The organism is Vibrio sp. 970 (assembly GCF_033339075.1).
The window spans coordinates 1-565 of the sequence record NZ_JAWOTW010000638.1 but is presented as its reverse complement, the minus strand read 5'-3'; the positions used below and the strand labels follow the sequence as shown (position 1 = coordinate 565).

General features: G+C 43.5%; 1 protein-coding gene. It reads right to left on the bottom strand.

Annotation, left to right across the window (positions count from 1 at the left end; all coding sequences use genetic code 11):
- On the bottom strand, positions 1-565 hold a 565-nt coding region (locus R7Q11_RS28335), incomplete at both ends, for a DUF3150 domain-containing protein (protein ID WP_225467248.1).

Sequence of the window (565 nt, the reverse complement as noted above, 5' to 3'; positions counted from 1 at the left end):
GTCATCTTGGTTTGCACTGGATGTGCGGTTGGCTAAAAACGCTTCGAAGTCATCCAAAATAGTTTCAGGTTCTAAGTTATTAACTTGTTCACCATCTTCTTGGTTAACTTCTTGGCTTTGCGTTTGAACGTATGGTTGTTCCAGTGCCTCATCACTCTCAACACCTTCACTTTCATCTTCTTGATCAGAAGCTCCAGACTCTAATGAGCTGAGTTCATCTCTGGTCAAGGTTTTGGCTACATCATCAACACTAAGCGACCCCCCAGCGTATTCTTGAATACGTTTGCGATCATACATGATTAATACAGCGGCCATAATTTGAAAGACGAACATACCTTCAATATTACGCTTTCCAGCTCCGTGCTTTTCGTACCCTGCTAGTGTTTGATCGAGCAGGCTAACGAGCGGAGTGAATGCGCTGTTCAAAAATGACAGTCCATCCACTTTATCACGTAGGTTTTTTAGCGTTGCGCCTGTAGCTGTTGCTACATGCATCTTCCCAGCTAAACGTTTGTTGTAAAAATCATTGGCATCATTTACCACCTCAGCAATGAGATCATCGCCC